The sequence below is a fragment of the Thiomicrorhabdus cannonii genome (assembly GCF_013391695.1).
In the GTDB taxonomy this organism is placed as follows: Bacteria; Pseudomonadota; Gammaproteobacteria; order Thiomicrospirales; family Thiomicrospiraceae; genus Thiomicrorhabdus; species Thiomicrorhabdus cannonii.
Genome location: NZ_JACBGH010000028.1, coordinates 1 through 458 on the forward strand (window position 1 = coordinate 1; position 458 = coordinate 458).

General features: G+C 46.5%; 1 protein-coding gene. It reads left to right on the plus strand.

What is annotated here, in order from left to right; translation table 11 throughout:
- Positions 1–158 precede the first annotated feature (158 nt).
- On the plus strand, positions 159–458 hold a 300-nt coding region (gene recO / locus HZ297_RS11810), incomplete at its 3' end, for a DNA repair protein RecO (RefSeq protein WP_178863965.1).

A 458-nucleotide genomic window follows, 5' to 3' on the forward strand; every position in this document is an offset into this window, starting at 1 on the left:
GCTTTTCTGAAGGATTTTGCTCAGAAGAAGGCCGTTGCCTTTATCCCTGGTGCAGCCTTTGGACGTTACGGGGAAGGCTACGTCCGCCTATCTTATGCAGCCAGCATGGAGACTATCAAAGAAGCCATGAAACGACTTGAGGAGTACATGAGAGAAGCATGATTCAGTCTATCACGAGTCAAGGCTTGGTGCTTTACAATCGCAATTTTCGTGAGGATGATAAGCTCGTCAAAATTTTTACAGAGCAGGTTGGCAAACGCATGTTTTTTGTCAAACACGCTGGTCAGTCTAAGCTGGCGCCTGTTATTCAGCCCTTGGTGCTGGCACGATTTCTCTTGCGAATCAATGATGACGGACTCAGTTACATCGAAGACTATCATGAGGTCATGACTTTTCCCAAGATTAATAGTGACCTCTTTGTCATGGCCTATGCGACCTATGTGGCAGCTCTAGCAGAT